Genomic DNA, 23,673 nt, shown 5'->3' on the forward strand with positions numbered 1-23,673 from the left:
ATCAATAACACCTAACCTATGAAGTACGCTTTTTAATCTTATGAATTTATGGTGAGAATCTATGACACTTGCTGAGAAAATCATTTCTAAAAATGTTGGAAAAAATGTTTATGCTGGAGATAGCGTTGAAATAGACGTCGATATTGCAATGACTCATGACGGGACTACACCACTTACAGTAAAAGCTTTTGAACAGATTTCTGATAAAGTATGGGATAACGAAAAGATAGTTATTATTTTTGACCACAATATCCCTGCAAACACGTCAAAAGCTGCGAACATGCAGGTTATAACGAGAGAATTTATTAAAAAACATGGCATTAAAAATTACTACCTTGATGGAGAAGGGATATGCCATCAAGTACTTCCTGAAAAAGGTCATGTAAAGCCAAACATGATAATTGCAGGGGCTGACAGCCACACGTGTACGCATGGTGCTTTTGGTGCTTTTGCGACAGGTTTTGGTGCAACTGACATGGGTTTTGTCTATGCGACTGGAAAAACATGGCTCAGAGTTCCTGAAACCATTCGTGTAAATGTAACTGGAGAAAACGAAAATATTTCTGGAAAAGACATTATCTTAAAAACTTGTAAGGAAGTTGGAAGGAGTGGCGCCACATACATGTCCCTGGAATACGGTGGAAACGCGGTTCAAAATCTAGAAATGAACGAAAGAATGGTTTTATCAAACATGGCAATCGAAATGGGTGGAAAAGCCGGAATTATCGAAGCCGATGACACCACATACAAATACCTCGAAAATGCAGGAGTTTCACGTGAAGAAATTCTTAATTTAAAAAAGAATAAAATAACGGTTAATGAATCCGAAGAAAACTATTACAAAACCATTGAATTTGATATAACCGATATGGAAGAACAGATTGCATGCCCACACAATCCAGACAATGTAAAAGGAGTTTCAGAAGTATCGGGAACAGAATTGGATCAAGTATTCATTGGTTCATGCACCAACGGAAGATTAAATGATTTAAGAATTGCTGCAAAATATTTGAAAGGAAAGAAAGTTAATGAAAATACTAGATTAATTGTAATTCCTGCATCAAAATCAATCTTTGCAGGAGCGTTAAAAGAAGGCTTAATCGATATTTTTGTAGAATCTGGAGCGTTAATCTGCACTCCAGGCTGCGGACCCTGTCTTGGAGCCCACCAGGGTGTTTTAGGTGATGGAGAAGTATGTCTTGCTACAACTAACAGGAATTTTAAAGGCAGAATGGGTAACACTAAAGCGGAAGTTTACCTCTCATCTCCCAAAATAGCTGCAAAATCTGCAGTTAAAGGATACATCACAAACGAATAAGTAATAAAATTAATAAAAAAGTAATAATAATCATTTTTTTCTCTTTTAATGCATATTTATATAGTATCAATACCCCTATTAAAGATAGGTTAAAGTTACTAAAATAAAATAGACTAAACCGAAATCAATATATAACATCTTTTGTTAAAGATAACTGTAAATTAATATAACTTATCTTTAATAGGTGATAAAGTGCACATTATGGAAGGTTTTTTGCCTCCGATGTGGGCTGCAATCTGGTTTTTACTTTCCGGTATTGTCGTAATATATGGAATAATCCAGTTAAATAAATTAATAAAAGACAAACCTGAAGTTAAACCTACATTGGCGCTCGCAGGAGCATTCATGTTCATATTAAGTTCGTTAAAACTTCCTTCAGTTACTGGAAGTTGTTCACACCCAACTGGTGGTGGACTTGGTGCAGTTATGTTCGGTCCAGCAATTACAGCAGTACTTGCGACAATTGTATTATTGTTCCAGGCAATCTTACTTGCACACGGTGGATTGACCACATTAGGAGCTAATATATTCTCAATGGGAATTATGGGCCCAGCAATTGGTTTTTTAGTGTTTAAATTGTTAAAAGGAAAATTAAATATTACATGGGTTGTTGTACTCGCTGCAATATTTGCAGACTGGGGAACATACGTTACAACATCAATCCAACTTGCTTTAGCATACCCATTACCAGATTTTGGAACTGCTCTTGCAAACTTTGGAACCGTATTTGCAGTAACACAAATTCCACTTGCAATTATGGAAGGTTTGTTAACAGGACTTATCTGGGACTACATTATGAAATTGAGACCAGATCTCCTTGCAAAACTTGGTCTTATTGAGCCTGCAAAAGCTGAAGGAGGTGCTGAATAATGGAATTTAAACACGTTTTAATGATTCTCGGAGTTATAATTCTTACATTAGCACCTTTGATCATGTACTCAGGTCTTGGTGAAGATGAAGGATACTTCGGTGGTGCAGATGGCGCTGCTGGAGATTTGATCATGGAAATCAGTCCAAATTACGAACCTTGGTTTGAACCATTCTGGGAACCTCCAAGTGGGGAAATTGAAAGTCTCTTATTTGCGCTTCAAGCTGCAATAGGTGCTTTAATCATCGGATACTTCTTTGGATACAACAAAGCTAAATATGATGATCAAAACTAAAATTGGTTAAAATATGACGAACAGTTTCTTGATTGATAGCATTGCAAATTGTAACAATTTGGGGTCAGTTAATCCTACCTTGAAGGTTATTTTTGCAATCTCATCACTGCTCGTCAGTGTTTTTTCTAAAACTTTCATCGTACCTCTTTTAATCACAATTATAATGGGTTTTGTAGTTATTTTTGCTGCAAAAGTACCAAAAAATGTTTATTTAAAATTATTAGCAATACCTGTTATTTTTGGAATTATTACTTTCGTAATGATGACTTTTTTATTTGGAACCGAAATTTACATGACATTCGATTTTTTCGGAATTACAATTAATTTACTAAAAGACGGATTTAGTCTTGGACTTTTAACATTTTTTAAGATGCTTGGTGGAGTATCTTGCACACTATTTTTAGCGCTGACGACCCCGTTCACGGAAATTTTCTGCATTTTGAAAAAGTCCAAAATACCAAAAAACATGCTAGAAATTGCGATGATGATGTACCGTTGCATATTTGTGTTGTTAGAAGAAGCTTTTACAATGGAAAATGCGCAGAAAACAAGACTCGGCTACAAAACTCTCAAAACGTCATACCACTCCCTTGGATTACTTGCGGGAAGTTTATTCATAAAAGCACTCGATAAAGGCGATGTAATCTATAACTCGCTCAATTCAAGAGGCTACGATGGAGATTTAATGTTTTTTGGAAATATGTCCTATCCGAACCCAGGCTATATTGTGCTTATAGGCATATTTGAATTACTGTTACTGTCTTTAAATTACATTAAAATATATTAAAGCCGCAATTTCAAATTTAACTTTTTTATACTTTTATGAATATATTCATCTAAGGTGATTTAATGGCGATTTTGGAAACGAGAGATTTAAAGTATTCTTATCCAGACGGAACTGTCGCACTTAACGGAATTAATTTTAAAGCTGAAGAAGGGGAAATGATAGCAATTTTAGGTCCAAATGGGGCTGGAAAATCTACTACGTTTCTCCATTTTAACGGAATTTTAAAACCAAGTAGCGGTAGCGTAATTTTAAAAGGCGAACCTATAAAATATGACAACAAATCGCTTTTAAATGTTAGAAAAACTGTTGGAATTGTATTTCAAAACCCTGACGACCAGCTTTTTGCCCCCACTGTTGAACAGGACGTTGCATTTGGACCGATGAATCTCGGACTTTCGAAAGAAGAAATTGAAAAAAGAGTAAAAGATTCATTAAAAGCCGTTTCAATGGAAGGTTCTGAGAGAAAACCTCCACATCATTTAAGTGGTGGCCAGAAAAAGAGAATCGCTATCGCAGGAATTTTAGCAATGAATCCAGAAATTATTGTTCTTGATGAACCAACTTCGGGACTTGATCCGATGGGGGCATCCCAGATCATGAAGTTACTATATGATTTAAATAAAAAGGGAATAACAATTGTCATATCCACTCACGACGTAGATTTAGTTCCAATATATGCAAATAAAGTTTATTTACTAAATAAAGGAAAAATTATCAAAGGAGGAACCCCTAAAGAAGTTTTCAGTGACTCCGAAACGGTTAGGGGTGCACATTTAAGGCTCCCGAGAGTTGCACATTTGATAGAACTTTTAGAAAATGAAGACCATTTAGGGATAAAAATGGGTTACACCATAGGGGAAGCAAGAAGAAATATCAAAGAATTTATCGGGGGAATTAATCATGCATGAAAGAATTTCAGATATAAAATATGCAGTAATTACTGTAAGTGACAGCCGATTTAATGAAAAAATTGCAGGAACTGAAATAACCGATAAATCGGGGGATTTTTTAAGGGATGAATTGAATGCAAAAATATACCATTTAATTCCAGATAATAAAATGATGTTAGAAGGCTTAATCGAACATATCGTCGAGTTTACAGATGTTAATTCCATTGTAATTACAGGTGGAACAGGACTTTCTAAAAGAGACAATACTGCCGATGTTGTAAAAGGCATGTATGAAAAAGAACTGGATGGATTTAAAATAATATTCCATAATTTAAGCTACGGTGAAGTAAAATATTCAACAGTTCTTTCAAGAGCATCTGCTGGAATTTACAAAGAAAAAATTATATATTCCATTCCTGGATCGATTAATGCCTGTAAAACAGCGCTTGATATTATTAAAACCGAAACCAGCCACATTATTGGCCATATTAAATAAAAAAGATATAAAAATTATTTTTTAATATTTGTGGAGATGTATATCCATCTGCGGGAATGGAATTTCGATACCTTCTTTTCCGTATTTTTCATAGATTCCTTTTGTAAGATCTCCTTTTACAGTCCAGTAGTCACTGGTTTTTGTCCATGCCCTAAGCTGTAAATCTACTGACGAACTACCAAGACCTGTTATAGCTACTGCTGGTGCAGGGTCTTTTAATACTAAAGGATGTCCGGAAATAAGTTCGAGTGCTTTAGATACTGCATTGTCTAAATTTTCACCGTAGCTAACTCCGACAGCAACGTCTACTCTTCTTATGTCCATTCTAGTGTAATTGGTTATTGGACTTCCCCAAACCAACTTATTTGGAATTGTAATAACTACGTTGTCTGGAGTTAAAAGTTTGGTTGCCATAATTCCAACTTCGACAACGGTTCCAGTCATTCCGCCGATTTGGACAGTTTCTGCCTTATCAAGTGGCCTCATAACTGCAATCCAAAGCCCAGATGTTAAATTTGTAAGTGTATCTTGTAGGCCAAAACCCAAAATTAGACCAAGTGATGCAGAAAGTCCCAAAATTATTGGTCCGGTTTCAACACCAAAAAGACCTACTGCAAGCAGTATCACAAATACATAGAGTATTGCGCTAAATAGTTTAATAACAAATTCAGAAACAAGTTCTGGAATCTTACTTTTTTTAGCCCCTTTTTCTAATATCCCAGATACAATTTTTACAGCCAAATACCCTAAAACAAGTACTAAAATGGCCTTAACAATTAAAAACAGATCTATAGATATTGTATAACCCATTAATGAAATAGGCATTTGTATCCCCTCCGACATGGATACCATAAATTATTGATTTTCAAATATATATTTTTAAATATATTACTTAAGTCGCTAAAATTTATAACCGATTACACAGTAGTATTATTCAACTGAAATTGCAGGTGTAACTTTTATGTTTATCGATGGAAAATGGATTATAAGAGATGATATCGATGTTTTTGACCCGTACACACTCAAAAATATCGAAAAAATAACTGCTCTTGATAGGGAAGAAACAAAAAATGCAATTGAAATTACGGAAAAAAATAAAGAAGTAATGAAAAATTTAAGCCCTTCGAAACGATACAGTATTTTAATGAAAATTGCAGAACAGATTAGCTTAAAAAAAGATCTATTTGCAAAAACAATTTCAATTGATGTTGGAAAACCAATAAAACAGTCCAAAATAGAAGTTGATAGAACGTTGACTGCATTTAGGCTTTCTGCATTCTATGCAAAGGAACTTCGTGGAGAAACAATCAATTCGGAAAATGGTCTCATATTTACAAAAAAGGAACCTTTGGGAGTAGTTGGGGCAATAACTCCATTCAATTTTCCATTGAATTTAATAACACACAAAATTGGCCCTGCAATTGCCACTGGAAACTCTGTTATATTACATCCTTCGTCAAAAGCACCGATTGCTGCAATATACCTTACGAAAATTATAGAACATGTTTTAAAACAGATGGACATTCCAAGAGGAGTATTTAACCTTGCAACCGGAAACGGGGATATTGTAGGCGATGAAATCTCAAAAAACGACAAAATAAATATGGTTTCTTTTACTGGAAGCGTTGAAATTGGGGAATCCATATCAAAAAATGCGAAAATGAAAAAAGTTACACTTGAACTCGGTGGAAATAACCCGATGATAGTCTTAAAAGATTCCGACATCAAATTAGCTGCTAAATCCGCAGTTAAAAGTAAATTTTTAAATGCAGGACAGGTCTGTATCTCGGTTGGACAGGTACTCGTTGAAGAAGAAGTTTTAGAAACTTTTACAAAATATATTATCGATGAAACCAAAAACCTCGTTTTAGGAAATCCGCTTGATACTAAAACCGATATCGGCCCACTCATAAGCCCCGAAAGTGCGCTAAGGATTGAAAATTTGATAAAAGAATCCGTAAACGAAGGCGGAGAATTATTAATTGGAGGAAATAGGCAAAACAGCTTAATTTTTCCCGCTGTAATCAATATTGATGAAGACAATCTTTTATCAAAAATTGAAACTTTTGGCCCGGTTTTACCGATATTAAAAGTAAAGAATAGTGAAGAAGCAGTATCTATTGCAAATAATTCTAAATATGGACTTCAAGCAGGTGTATTCACCAATGATATAAATAAAGCCATGAAAATAGCGGATTCACTTGAATACGGCGGAATAATGATAAATAGCAGCCCCACATTTAGAAAAGACAATATGCCTTTTGGAGGGGTCAAAAAAAGTGGTCTTGGAAGAGAAGGCATAAAATATACTGTAGAAGAAATGTGCGAGACTAAAACGGTTGTAATTCATAACATTTAATTAAAAGAAAAGCAGATTTATGTCATTATTAAACTGGTGAAATTGTGAGTTTTTTAAACGAACTTGATTTAAACATTGAAAAACTTGAAAAATTACTCGAAATTGGAACTTATGCGGATTTAAGAATTGTATCTGGTGAATCAAACAATATTATCCAAAAAGACGGAATAATCGATGAAATTTCTTCGGGAATAGCTTCTGGCGTGATTATAAGGGTACTTGAAAAAAACGGATGGGGTTTTGCAACCTCAAATAATGTTTCTTTGAAAAATATTGAAGAAATAATAAAAAAAGCACACAACATGGCAAAAATATCAAATACTCACACCAAAAAATCAATTGAATTAAAAGATGTTCCTGTAATTTGCGACAATATAAAAGCTGATGTAAAAATTCATCCTGAAAACGTCTCAATCGAAGAAAAAAAGGAATATTTAAAATCGGCACACGAAAACATGTCTGGAGAAAAAATAGTTAGCACTTCTGTAAGTTACAGTGACGGGGAAGGACATTCTATTTTAATGACTAGTGAAGGAACCAAAATAGAAAATGAAAGTGTTAAGGCCCTTTTAAGAATGACTGCTATTGCAAAAGATGGAACATTGCAATTTGCATTTGATAGAATCGGTGGAAACGGATTTGAAATAATTAAAAATGCGAAAATAGAAGAAATGGCTAAAAATACAAAGGATAGGGCAATACGACTACTAACTGCTGAAAGCTGTCCAAAAGGAACTTTTGATGTAATATTAGATCCAGAACTTGCAGGAGTATTCATTCACGAAGCTGTTGGTCACGCTGCTGAAGCAGACCTTGTGTTACAGAACGATAGCGTATTTTTAGATAGAATTGGTACTTCTGTCGGTAGTGAAGAAGTAACTGTAATTGATGATGCCACGATTGAAAAATCGTTTGGGCAGTATAAATACGACCACGAAGGAGTTAAGGGGGAAAAAACTACCTTAATTGAAGATGGGGTATTAAAAGGATACTTGCATTCAAGAGAAACTGCTGGAAGACTTAATATGGATGTTACAGGAAATGCAAGAGCTGATGGGCTTAGTCGACCAATTGTCAGAATGAGTAACACATACATTAAGCCTGGATCTTGGAAATTTGACGAACTTTTGGAAGATACGAAAACAGGAATATTTTTAAAAGGATCAAGAGGGGGACAGGTCGATACTGGAAAAGGACTATTCCAGTTTAACGCTGTTGAAGCATTTTTAATTGAAGATGGAGTTTTGACAAAAACATTAAGGGATGCAGGACTCAGTGGTGAAATTTTAGATATTTTACACCACATAGATGCAATATCTGATGAATTCGAATTAAGTGTAGGATACTGTGGAAAAGGGGGCCAGAGCGTTCCAGTAGGGGACGGAGGAGGAAGTGTTAGAACGAAAACTACACTTTCATAAATTCGTGAAAATATGGATGAATTAGCCAGTAATTTAATAAATGCACTATTTCAGGACATATTTGATATCACGCTAGATTTAATCTACCTAATTATTGCATTATTAATTCTCATAATTTTAGCGTTTAAAATGAAGTACTTCCTAAAAAATCTAGTTTTTAGAAGAAAATAAAAAAGAATAGAAAATTAGTTTTACATTAAACTTAATTTTTTTAACTTGTTGTAGAAATTATCTCCTTTTACAAAGTAAGCATTTGATTCAGATTTTCTCAAAACTATTTCATCGCCTTTTTTTGCTTCAAATTCTGTGTTTCCATCAATTACAACATACGTGGATTTTTTCAAAAGTTTTATCTTTATTTCAGAATTTGCATTTACCACTAAAGGCCTTGATGAAAGTTTAAACGGACATATTGGAACAATTACAAATCCTTCAACCGTTGGCTCAATTATCGGACCACCAGAACTCAAAGAATATGCTGTAGAGCCATTTGGAGTTGAAACGATTATCCCATCAGCCCTTACGTCCTCTACAAGATTTCCATCGATATATACTTCAAAATGAAGCATTTTTGCAGGATTTTTAGTTGTAATCACGACTTCATTTAAAGAGTCGCTTAAAATTTGTTGGTTACCATCGGAAAGCTTTGCAAAACCCATTAATTTCGTTCTTTTCTCGACTTTATAACATCCGCAGATTATTGAATCGATTGCAGAAAATATCTCGTCTTTGCTAAATTCAGTTAAAAACCCAACTGTACCCATGTTTATACATATTATTGGGATTTCGTTTCCACGAATCATTTTAGATGCCCGAAGTACTGTTCCATCCCCTCCGATGGAAATCATATGGGATATCTCTTCAATATTTGAGATAACATTGCATTCTTTAACTAAACGATCCTTTAACGCATTATACGTTCCACTATCGAGCTCGTATTTTATCCCTTTTGAATCCAAATAATTTATGACATCAAGAGCAACCGCGATCGATTCTTCATTATCTATTCTTGAAATTATTCCAAAGTTTGTTGGTTTAATTCTCCAGCGGTTTCCAAATATCCCTACAAGCTTTTTATGGAGTATTTCATTTGAACATATCACTGAAACTTTCGAATTGACATCGAGATCAAGATTTACTTCCTGACCATTCTTATCGGTTACAATCCCCCCAGCTTCTTTAATTATAACATATCCTGCTGCAATATCGCAAAGCCGGGTTGTTTCATTTACATTAATAAATGCATCGAGTGCACCCTTTGCAACATAGCACATCTCAAGGGCAATAGATCCAAAAAGTCTGATTCTCCTAAATCTTCTATCTTTTATAAATTTAAGAGTATCTAAAGAAATATCGTGTGCAAAAAGCCCTATTGAAGAATCTTTTAAATTAGAAGAATTTGAAATGGAAATTGATTTTTTCTCGCCTTTCTTTAAAAGATACGCACCTTTTCCTTTTTCAGCGTAATAAGTATCCCCTGTTGCGATATTTCGAACTACCCCAACTTCTAGATCGCTCATTTTAAGATTTTTTAGCATTTCTTCAAAATTATCTGCAAATTTATCAATTCGCCCGATTGCAACTGCTGCAGAATAAAAAGGAATATCTTTTAATGAATTGTAGGTCCCATCAACAGGATCCAAGACTATAACGTATTCTGGCTTATTTTTGCCTATTTTTTTAAATCCGATTTCTTCGCTTATTAAAATTGCCGAACAAACCTTTTCTATCGAGTTTATAGCAACATTTTCCGCAATTAAATCAATTCTTTTTGTCGGAGTACCATCTGCCCCGATTTTGACGACTTCGTTAGATTTTTCCCATCCGATTAAAGGTTTAACACTTTTCTCGATGTCCTTGGCAATATTCAAAGCCATGTCCAACATGTCCATTTTTTCACCAATAGTACATAACTATTAATTATTATAAATAAATAACAAAACACAAAAATAAAATGGAAACTAAAATTACGGTGAACAGATGCTAATTATCTTAACTGGACTTCCTTCAGTTGGAAAATCGACGTTTTCAAAAGCAATATCAAAAAAGATGGCTGAAAAAAATATCGACAACATCATACTTGGAACAGATTTAGTTAGGGAAAGTTTTCCAGTTTGGAAAGAATCTTATGAAGAATTTATAAGGGATTCAAACAGTTATTTGATAAAAAACGCACTTGAAAACAATTTTAGTGTTATTGTAGATGATACAAATTATTACAATTCAAAAAGACGGGATTTAATGAACATCGCAAAGGAATGCGATAATAATTACGTTACAATATATCTTAAAGCGCCTTTGGACTTACTTTTGAAACGAAATATTGAAAGAGGACAGAAAATCCCAAACGAAGTCATAAAAAATATGTATGAAAAGTTCGATACTCCTGGAACCAAATATGCATGGGATTTGCCAGATATTACAGTGGATACTACTGAAAAAATAGATCATAACGAAATTCTAAGTAAAATTTTGAAAATAGCCGAAAATAAAAGCTCAAAAATTGAAGAAGATAAAATTTCAAATTCAAACTCCGTTGAAAGTGATTTGCAAAAAATCGACAATATTACAAGAAATATTGTTGGAGAGTTAATAAAAACTGAAAAAATTAATAAAAAAGATATAAAATTAGTTTCTGAAATTAGAAAATCGTTTTTAAAGGACTGTAAGAAAATTGAATCCAAAAAAATGGATTTGAAAAAAATTGAAAAGGATTTTTTAGATTACTTGAATAAGAATTTAAAAATAAACTAAAAAATTTTTTATTTGGTTAATTCAAGGTATGCTTCTTCTGCTAGCTCATAAACTTTTTCTTCATCGATAGTAACCATTTTTCCATCATTTAACACAATTTTACCATCAATTACAACTGTATCGACTACACCGTTGAAGGAATACACCAGATGTGATTCGATATTTTCTTTAGGTGTTAAATAAGGCTTTTTCATATTTATAATCACGAAATCTGCAAGCTTTCCTTCTTTTATTTCTCCGGAATTAATATTCAATGCTTTTGCACCGTTTAAAGTTGCAAATTCAAACGCTTCTTTTGCAGTTACTGCTACAGGATTTAAGTTTACGCCTTTATGTATCAAAGCTGCTGCTTTTATCTCTTCGAACAAATTCATATTGTTGTTACTTCCACAGCCGTCAGTTCCAAGAGTTACTGGAACGTTGTTTTCAAGTAATTTTAAAACCGGTGAAACTCCGGATGCAAGCTTCAAGTTACTTACTGGATTGTGTGCTGCAAAAATATTCTTTTCTTTCATTATTTGAATTTCTGAATCGCTCAAATGAACGCAGTGCGCACAGATCGTATTTACGTCATTGAAAAATCCAAATGAATTCAAATATTCAAAAGGCCTCATTCCTGTTTTTTCGACTACTTGATTTATTTCGTCTAATGTTTCATTCATGTGAATATGAATTGGAACGTTGTATTCTCTTGCAAGTGTATTCGTACTTTCTAAAAGCTCTTTTGAACATGTATATGGCGCATGAGGCCCAAGTGCTCCCGTAATTCTCGAATTATTTAAGTTTTTAATTGTTTCAAGGGATTTTCTTGCAGTTTTTAATTCTTTTTCCCTTTTTTCTTCGTCAAATAAATCAATCATTCCGTATGCAATTGTTGATCGAATTCCTGTTTCGTCAACTGCTTTAATTATCGAATCGAGGAAAAAATACATATCATTAAATGCAGTTGTTCCGCTTTTAATCATTTCAACAGTTCCAAGAAGAGTTCCCGCGTAAACGATTTTTTCATTCAATTTTGATTCCATTGGCCAGATGTGTCCACTCAACCATTCCATTAAAGGGATATCGTCTGCAACTCCCCTGAAAAGAGACATTGGAACGTGAGTGTGTGTATTTACAAGTCCAGGAATTAAAACACAGTTTTTTCCATCGATTATTTCGGTTTCGTCTTTTGAAACTTCTGAAATTGAAATATTTCCAATTTTTTTAATAATATTTCCTTCAACAAGTAAATCCTGCTTTTTTCCATTTATAATTGCATCTTTTACTAAAATCATGAAAACCTACCTAAAATTTAAAGATTAGTTATAAATTATTTATTAAGTCCTAGTTCTTCGATTGTAACCAGAGGAACTAATTCAACATTATTTTGAGCTAAATTTTCTTTTGCGCCTTCTTGTCTATCAACAATTACGTAAATTTTTTTAACGTTTCCAGAAGCTGCCCTTATCTCATCCACTGCCTTTGAAACGCTTCCACCTGTTGTTGTAACGTCCTCCATTACAATTACATTATCGCCAGGATTTAATTCCCCTTCGATTTTATTTTTTGTTCCGTATTCTTTTGCCTTTTTTCTAATTATTAAAAGGTCTTTTTCTGTTTCTAAGGAAACTGCTGTTGCAATTGAAACTGACCCAAGTTCTACCCCTGCAATTTTTAAATTTTCAACATTTTCATTTGAAACATAATAATTTACAAGTTTTGCAGCTGCTTTTAAAACTTTCGGGTTTGTTGTAGCCTTTTTAATATCTACGTAATATTTACTCTGCTTTCCGGAGGCCAATGTAAAGTCACCAAACTTCACGCAATTTACATCTTTCAATAAACTTATCAATTCATTTTTTAAACTGAGTTCTTCCGCTGTTACCAAAAATATCACCTTATAATCCAAACAAAAAAGTAAAGTATAAATGCTATTTGAATATTATATTAAGGTAGTAGATATATCTTTTCTCAAAACAGTACATGGTGATTGAATGAGTGCCCCCAATAAATTAATAGCACTGTTTGTTTTAACAGCACTCTGCACTATACCAATAAATTACGGTATGGTTGTAGACGACCCCCTAATCGTAGTAAACAGCGAAAAAGTTGATAAAGAATACGCAGAGCTTTTAATGGATAAATACTACACTAAAAGAACTTTAGAAGTAAACTCTGATAATGAAATTGTTGTTACTGAAAACATAATATATAACGTTCCTGCACTTGATGAATTTGAAATTAATGACGGTAAAGGTAACTTATTAGTAGAATTTACAAAATCTGGCGAAACAGTTACATACAAAACCTTCGAATATGAAGAAGACCTCGAATCAGATGATGAAGGAGACGAAGTAACATTTATGGGAAAAACGTATAAACTGATAGAATACGATGAAGATGAAAAAATAGTTCTCGGAAATAAAGTTGAAGATACTGAAACTACCGAAGAATTTAGCTACGACGCATACACATTTAAAATAATCGGTAAAGACAGTACTGGAGAAATTTTAATGAGCGTTTACGAGGGCAACGATAGAATTGAAAATGTCAAAATGTATCCTGATGATACCTACTTTGTAGAGGGCTCAACAGTTTCGATTTATTATGATGAATATCTTGAAAATGGAAATACACCGTATTTTTTCTTTGAAATCTATGATTCCCTCGAACTTGAAGATGGAGAAACTATATCAGGATACAATGACTTCGATACGGACCTCGATGGCAAAACAATAACTTTAGAATACGAAAGTCCTAAAAGTTTATCAAAAAACTTTGAATTATTAAATTATAACGTGGAACTTACAGATGTAGGTGAAGAAGATTTAACAGTATTTTTTACAGTCACACAGAATTTAAACTACGAATTTGATATGGATGAAGGTACAAAATACTTCGGAAATAACATATTTGCCGTAAAATTAGAAAACGACGAAGATGATGACTGGGATGATGAACTATATCTTTACAAAAATAATAAAAAATATAGTGAAATTGTCGATTACCAAGGTTCAGTCCAGTTAGTTGACCAGGATGATCTTTTAAGTGCTTCATCAGACTTAATTTTAATTGGTGGACCTCTTTCAAACAAAGTTACAGAAAGCATCCAAGATAGTTTAAATGTTGAAGTTTCAAATGACTATCCCGGAGAAGGAAAAGGAGTAATTCAAACTATTACCAATCCAGATAACTCAGAAAGTACAATTCTCGTTCTTGCAGGATCTGATAGGGATGGAACAAAAGCCTGTGTTTTAGCACTTAATCAAGGTCTTTATTCTGGATCTGGCAATTTAGTTGTGAAATTAACTGGTGACGATAGCGTGAGTGTTATCTAATCCAAAAACCTAACGGTTTCTTGACTTCCCTTAACATAACTATTATTTTTTATTCTTTCTTAAATAAATCTCAAAAGAAAGATTTCGCGGTGGTTTTATGAAAAAAATCGATTTTGATACAATTTCTGCAATTATTTTAGAAGAATTTAAAACCTATACTGGAGAAGAAATTGAACCTCTCTGGGCATTTAAAACATTTGATGTTCAAAAAGATAGCATTGTTGGATTTATTGGTCCAATGAATGTTAAAATAGAAAATATGAAAGATTTAAAAGATGTTAAAGAAGAAAAAGATATAGAAACTCCGATACAATCATCAGAAGCCATCAACTTTATTGTCGAACATTTTGATAATCCGGATTTGAAAATGACTTATTTAAGACAGCGGATTCTCGTATCAATTGCAAAAGACATAATTGAAAATAAATCCAATTTAAAACTGAAAAAATCTGGAGACGACCTTTATTTTAACGAAAAAAAGTTATCTGTATGTATTGCATGTAGGGGAATTAGTTCTGGAAAAATCCACCTTGGAATAAATGTAAAAAGTGATGGTGTTCCACCCCACGTTTCTGCAGTTGGGTTGAATGATATTGGAATTGAAAATGCTTTTGAAGTTATGGAAGAAATTGCCAAAGAATATGCAAAAGAAATGTCAAAAATTGAAAAAGATATTCGAAAAACGCTTCCTTTGTTTTAATTTAAATTTGATTGTTTTTATTTTTTGTATTTTGAACCCTGTTTTGAATTTCTTCTTGCGAGCTCTTTTGAAACTTCATTTAAGATTCTGAGTCTCTTTAAAGACCATTCCGGAGATATTTTTATTTCATCAGGTACTTTATCTTTTGAAACTCTCTGAATAATTACATAAGGGGATAAATGTTCTAAAAAATCTGCAACTAAATGAATATACTGTTTTTCATCAAGTGATTTGTATTCCCCTTTCCAGTATATTTTTTCGAGTTCCGTATTTTCAATAACCACTAACGGGTATATTTTTAGTGCATCTATTTCTAAATCAGATAAAACTTTTGCTGTTTCCATCATCATATCCCAATTCTCATTTGGAAGCGCCAAAATAATATGTCCGCACACCAAAATCCCCCTTTTTTTACATTCTATAACAGCTCGCCTTATATCATCTGAAGAATGTTTTCTATTTAAAAAATCAAGAGTTTTATCATGCATAGTCTGGACTCCAAGATCTATCCAGATTTCATATCCCTGTTTTACATAATTTTCTAAAATATCGAGTTTTTCGTCTTCGAGACAGTCAGGTCTTGTTCCAATTGAAATTCCAATAACATCTTCAAAAGAAAGTGCAAAATCCCAAAGTTCTTTTAGTTTTTCAGGCGTTCCGTGAGTATTGGTTCCAGGGTAAAAATAAACATAAAATTTTCCAATTCCCTTTTCCTTATTTTGTTTTATCTGGGCCTCAATCTGATCTTTTAACGAATATTTAACATTGCAATATTCAACACTTATCGAACGACCCATTTTTGGACAGAAAATACATCCCCTTGTATCGATTGTACCATCTTTATTTGGGCACGAAAATCCTGCATCAACTGGAACTTTGAATGTTTTATAATCTCTTTCTCTTTTCATGTAAAGTCCGTACTGGGCTATTAAAAAACCCTCTTCGTAAATTCTATCTACAATATTTTTATCTATTGAACCACTACTATTTCTGTAGATTTGAGCGCCCGTGTTCATGAAACCACCGAAAACTAAATTATAGGATATATTAAATAATTGGTGTTTATATTGTTATATGTTTATAAGGGTGAAAATTATGGAACTTCACAATGATGAGAAAAGATTATTAAAAGCATTTCAGGACTCGAATAAAAAAATAATGAATTTAGAAGAGCTTTCAGAATATATTGAAAAAGAAAAAGTCATGAGAGCAGCGTTTTGGCTTTCTGGACGAGATTTTCTTGAAATTATTGAAAATAAAACCAGAGTGTGTGAATTAACCGAACTTGGTAAAAATTCCCTAGATTCTGAAATTCCTGAGAGAAAAGTTGCAAATTATATCAAAGAAAATAATTTAGAATCAATCCCAATAAAAGACCTTTCAAAAATTTTAGAAAAGGATGAAACAGGGGCCGCACTTGGTAATTTAAAGAAAAAGGAATTAGTTACAATCGATAAAGGAAATATCGTATTTAAAAATTTAGATTACAAAGATAATGAAGAAGAAGTATTGAAAAAAGTTTCAGAAGATTTCAATTTATCAAATTATTCTGAAGATGAAGTTAAAATAATTGAAAACCTGAAAAAAAGAGGTTTTTTAAAAATAAACGAAGTAGTCGATAGAAGTTTTGAACTTAAAAGTGCAGGAATTGATTTTATTAAAAATCCAATCGAAATAAAAGAAGAAATCACCCAGCTTACAAGAGAAATGATTGTAAGTGGAAAATGGAATGACTATACAATTAGGCCATATGATGCAAAAATTCCAACTGAAGAAATTTATCCTGTAAAAGCGCACCCGATGTCAAAAATAATTCAGGAAGTGAATGAAGTTTTGATATCAATGGGTTTTAAAGAAGTAAAAAGCCAGATTGTCCAAACGGAATTTTGGAACTTTGATACCTTGTTTGAACCTCAAGACCACCCTGCAAGAGATATGCAAGATACATTCTTTGTAAAATACCCAAACACAGGCATTGTTCCAAAAGATCTGCTTGAAAAGGTAAAAGGAATTCACGAATGTGGAACCATTGGCAGCGAAAAAATTTCAAAGGGCTGGTGCTACAAATTTGATGAAAAAGTTTCTGAAAGAACAGTTTTAAGAACCCACACGACTGTTTCATCAATAAAATATCTAGCGTCACTTTCTGAAACTGAAAGAGAAAACCCTCAAAAAGTATTCTGTATCGATAGAGTATTTAGAAACGAAACAATCGACTACAAACACTTGCCTGAATTTTATCAGTGCGAAGGAATCGTAATGGCAGAGGATGTTAACTTTGACAACCTTGTTGGAGTTTTAAAAGAATTTTTGAGAAAATTAGGATTTGAAAAAGTAAGAATAAGGCCTGCATACTTCCCATTTACGGAACCTTCGCTTGAAGCTGAAGTTTACATGGAAGGGAAAGGCTGGCTTGAACTTTTAGGTGCGGGAGTATTCAGACCTGAGGTTTTAGAGCCCTTTGGAATTAAAAAACCAGTTCTTGCATGGGGAATTGGGCTAAGCAGGCTTGCAATGTTAAGACTTGGCCTTACAGATATTCGTGAACTTCACAAAAACGACATAGAATGGCTTAAAAAAACTGCAGTTAGTGAAAAATAGTTATAATATTTTAAGAGGATCTCCATGAATATAGAAAAAACAATTAAATGTGCTTATGATGAATCCATAAACAATGCACGCTTTGGAGATAAATTTGAAGAAATTGAAGCCATACAAAGCACCATCAAAAGTGCAAAAAGCGTTGTTGTTGCAACGCGAAATGAAAAGAAATTTAAAGTAGTATCCGATATTATCTCAAAGATTACAGATGCAGATATATCAATGATTGAAATTCCAACAAATTCTGCAGATTTAACCAGAATGCCTGCATTAAACAAGGGACTAATTGCTGTAGATTCTTCAAATGCAGACATTGTAGTATCAAGAGGAAGGCTTGGAATTCCAGGTTCTGGATCTCTTCTTATTATCCTGGATAAAAAGGGAAGAATTTTAACAGGATCTGTTTCCCCTTCATCTATTATTCATAAAAATCCGATAGAAAAAACAGTCGAGTTGGAATTAATTAATGCTCTTGAAAGAATCGGTATTATGGTGAAAAAATGAATTACGGAATTACCGAAAGCGTAAAAACCACTAGATCAAAAATAAAGATAAAAGATATTGTTTCAGATGTTGTTGAAAAAAAGGCAAATGCAATTAAATACTTCTTAGAAGGAGAAGAGTTTAAAAAGGCCATTGTTTTCGGTGCTTATCTTTCAGGAAGTTATATTGCATACACCCTTTTAAAAGACTGTGATGAAGTAATTATTGTTGATATCCAGCCCCATTTAAAAGATATATTGATTAACGAAGGAATAAAATTTATGGACTTAAACAAATTACAGCTTGAATTGAGAAACGGAAATTCAATAAATCCAGATTTAGTAATTGATTTAACCGGACTTGGAGGATTATCTCCAGATTTACTTTCAAAATTCAATCCAAAAGTATTGATCGTTGAAGATCCAAAAGGAAACCACGATAAAGGAATCTCAAAAATAGACAATACCAATAAAAGACTCTGTGTTGGAACTAAAAAGGGAATTCTAAAAACTTACAGGTCATCTAAATTTTCAAAAACTTCTGGAACCATGACACTTGTTGTCGATATAATTATGGATTCTTGCAGGGAAATTAATGAAATAGATGGTGTTTTGTACACGATTCCAAATTTAAAATACTTTGAAGGAACCGTTTTCCATGAAAAAAACGTAAAAAAGTTTTTAACTGAATTGAACATGCCTGCAATAACAGTAAGCTCGATAGACCACGTCGAATACGAACTTGAAGAAACACTTTCCAAAAATATTTCAAGAGTAAACTCTTTTGTAAAAGAAATTTAATTCTTTTTTAAATCTTTGACACAACAATTTCTAGCGCTTCCATAAATGCATTTTTTTCTGCAATGATAACTGCAACCGGAATTCTTACAACCTTTTCAATGCTCGTACTTACAATTGGGGCACAAACTATTGCTTTTACACCCTCTCTTTCTGCATATATTGCCGAAACTATACATTCTTCGAGCGTGCTTGCAGGGTATTCTTTTAAAAGATAGGTTTTTCCATTTACTGCTATCCTTTTTGTGCTTATTTTATTAAGTGATGGCCTTGCTGCAATCAGGGCTATTTTATCTTCCGAAGAATCTTCTTCTTCAAAGCTTTTTACAGTATTTATAATTTTTTTAAGAGTTGATACTCGAAAATCCTTTTCATTCGTGATTTTATAAAGTGTACTGTAAGGTATATCAGATATTTCAGAAAATTCCTTTAATGGAACATCCAGTTCAAGAAGAACCTTTTTAAATTCATCCGTAAACTTATCTGAACCCACACTCAATAAAAGTCGTTCATGCGCCCGCATAGGTCCCACCTAAAAAATAAAAAAGAAAAATTTTTAAAATTATACTATGTAATCAATTCCAAGGGATCCTTTGGACCTATTGGCCGAACTTGGAATTATTTTTTGAGGGGATCTTCCACCGCCAATTATATTTGGAGATCTAACTCCTGTAATGATTGCCATTACTCTTATTGCACCATCCATTGAAGGATCAAGTCTTGCACCCCAGATAACGTTAGCATTTATATCCATGCTGCTTGTGATTCCTTCACCGATTCTGTTAGCTTCACCAAGAGTTAAATCGGGGCCACCCGTTATGTGTATTAACGCACCGGTTGCTCCTTTGTAGTCGATATCTAAAAGTGGGCACTGTAATGTGTCTTTTACAACTTTGTCTACCCTGTCACCTTTGGTATCAAAGTCAACTTCACCAACACCAATCATTGCGACCCCACCGTTTGTCATAACCGCTTTGACATCTGCGTAGTCAATATTAATCAAGCTCTTTAATGAAATTGTTTCAGTAATTCCTTTGACCGCTTGAGCAATGATTTCATCAGCTACCCTGAAAGCCTCGTTCATAGGTAAGTTTGGAACAAAATCAACAAGTCTGTTGTTGTCAATTACGATAACAGTATCACAGCTTTCGGTAAGTCTTCTGAGACCTTCATCAGCTTTTTTAAGTCTTGCTCTTTCAATTTTGAATGGATAAGTTACAACTCCGATAACTACAGCACCATTTTCTTTTGCAATTTCAGCTACAACTGGAGCGGAACCCGTACCTGTTCCACCACCCATTCCTGCTGAAACGAATATTAAATCTGCACTTTTTATAACATCTTCAAGAACGTTTTTAGCTAGTTCAGCGGATTTTTTTCCGATTTCTGGATATCCACCTGCACCGAGACCTCTTGTAAGGGTTGAACCAATTAATATTTTTTTGTCAGCATTTATGTGCTCTAAATGCTGTTTATCCGTGTTAATTGCAATGGTTTCCGCACCCTCAATACCAATCTCACTTAACCTGTGAATTGTATTGTTTCCAGCACCACCACATCCAACAACAAGAATTTTTGCATTTCCAAAATCGTCTTTTGACATTTGGGTATTGTAAAGTTCATCATTATTTTTGGCCAAAGCTTCTTTAACAAGTCTCATATTAATCCTCCAAAGCGGTGAAGATGGTTGTGTAAATTACTTTTAGTATATTAACAGTCAAAAAATTGTTTTTACTAAATATATACCCTCTTTTATGCTATATAATAGTTTTTATATGGTTTTTACATCCCTCTCATTATTAATATTATTAAATATTATCGTAAGGTATATAAACCTAAACACTTAAACCTTGATGTGGCTAGGCTGGGAAGTTAGGCGTTTCCTGTAACTCGAAATCGCCTTTGCGAGAGCCGAAAACTTGAGGGCGGTTTTAAATTCTGTCATTCATTCTCAAGTTTTGTGTAGACATTTCGTCCTTTGGGGTAAGATGGAGGAGGAACCTTTTTTGGAAGAAAAAGACAAACCTCCCTTATCTTTCGAACCCCGTCAGGCCCGGAAGGGAGCAGCGGTAGAGAGAACTTCAACGCTCAGAGGGTTGCGGAATCGAGCAGGACTTGGGGTAAAATGGGTTTCAGGGTTTATTACCCACCTCAAGGAAGCCACTTTTATTTTAAGAGATTTTTATAATTATTCAATTTTTCAAGTTTTTTTAAGGTACACAATGATTATCGGACTCATTTCAGATACGCACATTCCAGAAAGAGCTAAAAAACTTCCAAAAGAAATTTTTGAACATTTTTCAGATGTAGATTTGATAATACACTGCGGTGATGTAACGTCTGAATCTGTTTTAAAAGATTTAGAAAAAATTAGTAAAATTTCAGTTGTTTCTGGCAATATGGATTCTATGAATTATCCAAAAGAACGTGAATTAATCATTGAAAACTTTAAAATAGGAATAATACATGGAAACCAGATCCATCCAAGAGGCGATACTTTAAAAATGAAATATCTGTGCCTTGAAAAAAATTGGGATATTTTAATTTCTGGACATACTCACGTTCCAATGATCAAAGAAATAACTGTTGAAAATAAAAAAATACTGCTTTTAAATCCTGGAAGCCCAACTGTTCCACGATATCCGTTAAAAACCATTATGAAATTAAAAATAGAAGATAAAAAAGTTGATGCAGAGTTAATTCCCATAAAATAAAAAAATAAATTTATTTTCTTGAAGTTAATTTCTTAAGTTTTGAAACAAGTTCCGCTCTTTTGTTTTCAATTGTATTTTCGTAGTAATCGAGTGCCTTTGTAGGGCATACTTCAAGGCATATCTCACTGCCTCTTTCAATACAACCATCACATTTTACTGCAACTTTTGTGCATTTATCAATTTGTATTGCTCCAACAGGGCATACTTCAGCACATAATGCACATCCAATACATTTTTCAGGTTCTATTATAACCTTATCGTCTATTTTTTTGATTGCATCTTCAGGACATGCATTAAGACATGGCGCGTCTTCACAATGCATGCATCTAATTGGAATTCCATCAAACACATGAATTGCATTTATAGGACATGCCCTTTCACACTTTTTGCAATCTACGCATAAGTCAATATTTGGCATTACCTTCATAACTTCACCAGATTATTTTAAGGATTACATCTTGATGATGCAGTAACTAAAGAAAGAAGTCCTTTTTTATTTTTGGATTTTCCTTTAGGACCTAAAACTGTTAAATTTTCAATATTTTTCAATTTCTTATCCATTACTAATTCATCAACATTTACAACTTCGAGACATCTTTTACTGCATGCTTTAACACATGCCTGTTCATCTCTACCATAACACAAATCGCACTTGTGTGCAGTCTTTCCGCTGATATATATTGCACCAAAAGGACATGCCATTGCACAGAGTCCACATCCAATGCAGGATTCTTTATCGAGGTAAATTACGCCATCTTTTGATTCGATGGCAGAAACAGGACATACTTCCATGCATGGTGATGAGGTACAGTGCTGGCATACTACTGGCAAGTATCTTCCTTCGTGCTCCCAAATGCTGATTCCACTAACTTCGTGAACTTCAGAACATGCTTTAACACAATCCCCGCAGTTATCACAAGCTTCGTTAACCATCATTACTTTCTTCATGATCGCACCTTAAAAAATATATTATTAAAGACCGTATTCGTCGCATTTCATGTCGATGGTCTTTTGAATTACTGAAATATCTTCGGGTTTTAAGTGTCTATATCTTTTCTGAACTTTTAAATATTCTTCAATTGGTTTTCTTTTCAATGGCCTGTAGTTTAACTTAAATTCGCCATTTTCAATCTCGAAAAGTGGCCAAACACCAGTTTCAACTGCAAGTCTGCCCATTTCAATTGTGTTTTCAGCAGGGTATCCCCAACCGGTAGTACACGGCTGAAGTACCTGTATAAATGCTGGACCATTTACTTCACATGCTTTTTTAACTTTCTTCATGAAGTCTTCTGGGTAGCTTATTGATGCTGTTGCAACGTAAGGAATTCCGTGAGCAGCCATGATCATTGGCATGTCTTTTTTAGGTCTGTTTTCTCCACGGATATGGCTTCCAGCAGGCGAAGTCGTTGTTGAAGCCATGAACGGTGTTGAACCACTTCTTTGAACCCCCGTGTTCATGTAAGCTTCGTTATCATACATTATGTAGACCATATCGTGTCCCCTTTCCATTGCACCACTGAGTGCTTGAAAGCCGATATCTGCAGTACCGCCGTCACCACCAAATGCAATGACGTTTACTTTTTCTTCACCGTATTTTCCTTTCTTTCTTTTTAAAGCAGCCACAGCTCCTTCAATACCGCTTGCTACTGCAGCAGCATTTTCAAATGCAACGTGAACCCAAGGAACTCTCCACGCAGTTTCAGGATAGGGCGTTGTCATAACCTCAAGACAGCCTGTAGCATTTGCAACGATGGTATTTTTTCCAGCAGCTTTTAAAGCGAGTCTTGCGACAATTGCTGCACCACAACCTGCACAGCCCCTGTGTCCTGGAGCAAATAATTCTTCTCTTGGAAATTGGCTTCCAGTCATA

The 23,673-nt window shown here is 33.9% G+C and carries 26 protein-coding genes and 1 other RNA gene; 17 read left to right on the forward strand and 10 right to left on the reverse strand.

The window, feature by feature from the left end:
• Positions 1–61 precede the first annotated feature (61 nt).
• The 6 genes from hacA to HNP90_RS01585 all read left to right on the forward strand — a co-directional run bounded on the left by hacA (position 62) and on the right by HNP90_RS01585 (position 4,654).
• Positions 62–1,318 (forward strand): homoaconitase large subunit, encoded by a 1,257-nt coding sequence (gene hacA / locus HNP90_RS01560; RefSeq protein ID WP_011977111.1) that lies wholly within the window; start codon positions 62–64, stop codon positions 1,316–1,318.
• 192 nt (positions 1,319–1,510) lie between these two features.
• Positions 1,511–2,188 carry an energy-coupling factor ABC transporter permease gene (locus HNP90_RS01565; protein WP_011977112.1) on the forward strand — a complete coding sequence of 226 codons (678 nt, stop codon included), beginning with the start codon at positions 1,511–1,513 and terminating at the stop codon, positions 2,186–2,188.
• Positions 2,188–2,481, forward strand: a complete 294-nt coding sequence (locus tag HNP90_RS01570; protein WP_011977113.1) for an energy-coupling factor ABC transporter substrate-binding protein — start codon at positions 2,188–2,190, stop codon at positions 2,479–2,481. The genes HNP90_RS01565 and HNP90_RS01570 overlap by 1 nt, the downstream gene beginning before the upstream one ends.
• Before the next feature lie 13 nt (positions 2,482–2,494).
• Positions 2,495–3,268: a cobalt ECF transporter T component CbiQ gene (gene cbiQ / locus HNP90_RS01575; RefSeq protein ID WP_011977114.1), complete on the forward strand. Its 774-nt coding sequence runs from the start codon at positions 2,495–2,497 to the stop codon at positions 3,266–3,268.
• Between the two features lie 62 nt (positions 3,269–3,330).
• On the forward strand, positions 3,331–4,176 hold the full coding sequence (locus HNP90_RS01580; protein ID WP_011977115.1) for an ATP-binding cassette domain-containing protein: 846 nt from the start codon (positions 3,331–3,333) through the stop codon (positions 4,174–4,176).
• On the forward strand, positions 4,169–4,654 hold the full coding sequence (locus HNP90_RS01585) for a MogA/MoaB family molybdenum cofactor biosynthesis protein (RefSeq protein WP_011977116.1): 486 nt from the start codon (positions 4,169–4,171) through the stop codon (positions 4,652–4,654). The genes HNP90_RS01580 and HNP90_RS01585 overlap by 8 nt, the downstream gene beginning before the upstream one ends.
• 21 nt (positions 4,655–4,675) lie before the next feature.
• Here HNP90_RS01585 and HNP90_RS01590 read toward each other — a convergent pair whose 3' ends face one another.
• Positions 4,676–5,479: a mechanosensitive ion channel family protein gene (locus HNP90_RS01590; RefSeq protein ID WP_011977117.1), complete on the reverse strand. Its 804-nt coding sequence runs from the start codon at positions 5,477–5,479 to the stop codon at positions 4,676–4,678.
• 136 nt (positions 5,480–5,615) lie between these two features.
• Here HNP90_RS01590 and HNP90_RS01595 point away from each other — a divergent pair, with 136 nt between their 5' ends.
• The 3 genes from HNP90_RS01595 to HNP90_RS01605 are packed head-to-tail and all read left to right on the forward strand — an operon-like array spanning position 5,616 to position 8,605.
• On the forward strand, positions 5,616–7,013 hold the full coding sequence (locus HNP90_RS01595) for a lactaldehyde dehydrogenase (protein ID WP_011977118.1): 1,398 nt from the start codon (positions 5,616–5,618) through the stop codon (positions 7,011–7,013).
• A 44-nt stretch (positions 7,014–7,057) separates the two neighbouring features.
• A complete protein-coding gene (locus HNP90_RS01600; RefSeq protein WP_011977119.1) occupies positions 7,058–8,434 on the forward strand; it encodes a TldD/PmbA family protein in 1,377 nt (458 codons plus the stop codon).
• Positions 8,435–8,446: 12 nt separating this feature from the next.
• Positions 8,447–8,605: a hypothetical protein gene (locus HNP90_RS01605; protein WP_155810740.1), complete on the forward strand. Its 159-nt coding sequence runs from the start codon at positions 8,447–8,449 to the stop codon at positions 8,603–8,605.
• Between the two features lie 20 nt (positions 8,606–8,625).
• On the opposite strand, the gene HNP90_RS01610 is transcribed toward HNP90_RS01605, so the two are convergent.
• Complete coding sequence (locus HNP90_RS01610) at positions 8,626–10,326, reverse strand: bifunctional NADP phosphatase/NAD kinase (protein ID WP_011977120.1); 1,701 nt, start codon at positions 10,324–10,326, stop codon at positions 8,626–8,628.
• Between the two features lie 88 nt (positions 10,327–10,414).
• On the opposite strand from HNP90_RS01610, the gene pstK reads away from it, so the two are divergent.
• Positions 10,415–11,188 (forward strand): L-seryl-tRNA(Sec) kinase, encoded by a 774-nt coding sequence (gene pstK / locus HNP90_RS01615; protein ID WP_011977121.1) that lies wholly within the window; start codon positions 10,415–10,417, stop codon positions 11,186–11,188.
• Between the two features lie 8 nt (positions 11,189–11,196).
• Here pstK and HNP90_RS01620 read toward each other — a convergent pair whose 3' ends face one another.
• Positions 11,197–12,465, reverse strand: a complete 1,269-nt coding sequence (locus tag HNP90_RS01620; protein WP_011977122.1) for an amidohydrolase — start codon at positions 12,463–12,465, stop codon at positions 11,197–11,199.
• A 35-nt stretch (positions 12,466–12,500) separates the two neighbouring features.
• On the reverse strand, positions 12,501–13,058 hold the full coding sequence (gene pyrE / locus HNP90_RS01625; protein WP_011977123.1) for an orotate phosphoribosyltransferase: 558 nt from the start codon (positions 13,056–13,058) through the stop codon (positions 12,501–12,503).
• A gap of 106 nt (positions 13,059–13,164) precedes the next feature.
• Here pyrE and HNP90_RS01630 point away from each other — a divergent pair, with 106 nt between their 5' ends.
• Both HNP90_RS01630 and HNP90_RS01635 read left to right on the forward strand, forming a co-directional pair.
• Positions 13,165–14,508, forward strand: coding sequence for an S-layer protein (locus tag HNP90_RS01630; RefSeq protein ID WP_011977124.1), 1,344 nt, complete (start codon positions 13,165–13,167; stop codon positions 14,506–14,508).
• 97 nt (positions 14,509–14,605) lie between these two features.
• Positions 14,606–15,208, forward strand: coding sequence for a DUF366 family protein (locus HNP90_RS01635; protein WP_011977125.1), 603 nt, complete (start codon positions 14,606–14,608; stop codon positions 15,206–15,208).
• Positions 15,209–15,225: 17 nt separating this feature from the next.
• Here HNP90_RS01635 and mnmL read toward each other — a convergent pair whose 3' ends face one another.
• Entirely contained in the window at positions 15,226–16,224 is a 999-nt protein-coding gene (mnmL, locus tag HNP90_RS01640; RefSeq protein ID WP_011977126.1) for a tRNA modification radical SAM protein MnmL/YtqA, read from the reverse strand.
• Between the two features lie 79 nt (positions 16,225–16,303).
• Here mnmL and pheS point away from each other — a divergent pair, with 79 nt between their 5' ends.
• Genes pheS through HNP90_RS01655 form a run of 3 tightly spaced genes read left to right on the forward strand, consistent with a single transcriptional unit; the run spans position 16,304 to position 19,092 of the window.
• Positions 16,304–17,809 carry a phenylalanine--tRNA ligase subunit alpha gene (gene pheS / locus HNP90_RS01645; protein ID WP_011977127.1) on the forward strand — a complete coding sequence of 502 codons (1,506 nt, stop codon included), beginning with the start codon at positions 16,304–16,306 and terminating at the stop codon, positions 17,807–17,809.
• A 24-nt stretch (positions 17,810–17,833) separates the two neighbouring features.
• Positions 17,834–18,313, forward strand: coding sequence for a DUF3236 domain-containing protein (locus HNP90_RS01650; protein ID WP_011977128.1), 480 nt, complete (start codon positions 17,834–17,836; stop codon positions 18,311–18,313).
• Positions 18,310–19,092, forward strand: a complete 783-nt coding sequence (locus HNP90_RS01655) for a DUF1188 domain-containing protein (RefSeq protein ID WP_011977129.1) — start codon at positions 18,310–18,312, stop codon at positions 19,090–19,092. The genes HNP90_RS01650 and HNP90_RS01655 overlap by 4 nt, the downstream gene beginning before the upstream one ends.
• A gap of 7 nt (positions 19,093–19,099) precedes the next feature.
• Here the strand turns inward: HNP90_RS01655 and HNP90_RS01660 are convergent, their stop codons facing one another.
• Positions 19,100–19,612, reverse strand: a complete 513-nt coding sequence (locus tag HNP90_RS01660) for a transcriptional regulator (protein ID WP_011977130.1) — start codon at positions 19,610–19,612, stop codon at positions 19,100–19,102.
• Positions 19,613–19,651: 39 nt separating this feature from the next.
• Positions 19,652–20,749 carry a cell division protein FtsZ gene (gene ftsZ / locus HNP90_RS01665; RefSeq protein ID WP_011977131.1) on the reverse strand — a complete coding sequence of 366 codons (1,098 nt, stop codon included), beginning with the start codon at positions 20,747–20,749 and terminating at the stop codon, positions 19,652–19,654.
• A gap of 192 nt (positions 20,750–20,941) precedes the next feature.
• Between ftsZ and ffs the strand changes: the two genes are divergently transcribed.
• Both ffs and HNP90_RS01675 read left to right on the forward strand, forming a co-directional pair.
• Positions 20,942–21,256, forward strand: an RNA gene (gene ffs / locus HNP90_RS01670) — signal recognition particle sRNA.
• A gap of 55 nt (positions 21,257–21,311) precedes the next feature.
• Positions 21,312–21,803: a YfcE family phosphodiesterase gene (locus tag HNP90_RS01675; protein WP_011977132.1), complete on the forward strand. Its 492-nt coding sequence runs from the start codon at positions 21,312–21,314 to the stop codon at positions 21,801–21,803.
• Positions 21,804–21,813: 10 nt separating this feature from the next.
• Here HNP90_RS01675 and HNP90_RS01680 read toward each other — a convergent pair whose 3' ends face one another.
• The 3 genes from HNP90_RS01680 to porB are packed head-to-tail and all read right to left on the reverse strand — an operon-like array spanning position 21,814 to position 23,672.
• Complete coding sequence (locus HNP90_RS01680) at positions 21,814–22,230, reverse strand: 4Fe-4S dicluster domain-containing protein (protein ID WP_011977133.1); 417 nt, start codon at positions 22,228–22,230, stop codon at positions 21,814–21,816.
• 17 nt (positions 22,231–22,247) lie between these two features.
• Entirely contained in the window at positions 22,248–22,751 is a 504-nt protein-coding gene (locus tag HNP90_RS01685; protein ID WP_011977134.1) for a 4Fe-4S dicluster domain-containing protein, read from the reverse strand.
• Between the two features lie 24 nt (positions 22,752–22,775).
• Positions 22,776–23,672: a pyruvate synthase subunit PorB gene (gene porB, locus HNP90_RS01690; protein WP_011977135.1), complete on the reverse strand. Its 897-nt coding sequence runs from the start codon at positions 23,670–23,672 to the stop codon at positions 22,776–22,778.
• Between the last annotated feature and the right edge of the window lies 1 nt (position 23,673).

The organism is Methanococcus maripaludis (genome assembly GCF_013760955.1).
In the GTDB taxonomy this organism is placed as follows: Archaea; AGJL01; Methanococci; order Methanococcales; family Methanococcaceae; genus Methanococcus; species Methanococcus maripaludis_A.